The organism is Streptomyces pseudogriseolus, assembly GCA_002154585.1.
GTDB lineage: Bacteria > Actinomycetota > Actinomycetes > Streptomycetales > Streptomycetaceae > Streptomyces > Streptomyces pseudogriseolus.
The window spans coordinates 1-622 of record MUNG01000686.1; the positions used below are offsets into that span (position 1 = coordinate 1).

Genomic DNA, 622 nt, shown 5'->3' on the forward strand with positions numbered 1-622 from the left:
CCGCCCGCCGGCGGAGCGCTCGGGTAGGCGGGCGGAACGGAGGGCGCCTGGGGCGCGTCGACAGGACCCGGGGCGGCGTCCTGGGGCACGCTGTCCTGGACGTCGGCGCTCGTGGGAACGGCGTCCTGGGGCTCGTCCTCGTCGTCGTCCTCGTCAGCCGCCGTACCCTCGTCCTCCACGTCAGCCGCGGAGTCGGAGGCCTCCGAGTCGGAAGCGGACGCGGCGGATTCGTCGTCTTCCGCGTCCTTCTCCTCCTCGGCAGAGCTGTGGACGTCGTCGGGCCCGAAGGAGTCGACGTCGAGCCCGTCACGCTCGTCGGCATCGTCACGGGGCTCCGACAAGGCGTCGTCGGAGACCTCGTCGTCCGGACCAACCGGCTCACCGGAAGCCTCGGAGCCGTCGGCGTCGGTGTCGACGTCGGTGTCTGTGTCGGCGTCGGTGTCAGTGCTGGAGTCGGTGTCGGACGGGGAGGCGTCCGCCTCCTTCTCCGCCTCGGCGGCCTCGCGCTCAGCGATCTCCCGCTTCAACGCGGCGGCGGAGAAACGGATCGTGGCACCGCTCTCGATGTCACCCGAGTCGGTCCCGTCCGAGGGCTCGATGTGCTGCGGCGGCTGCTGCTGCC

General features: G+C 72.2%; 1 pseudogene. It reads right to left on the reverse strand.

Annotated elements, in window-relative coordinates:
• Nucleotides 1-622 (reverse strand): annotated as a pseudogene (locus CCN29_RS36705) (hypothetical protein); the annotation flags it as partial.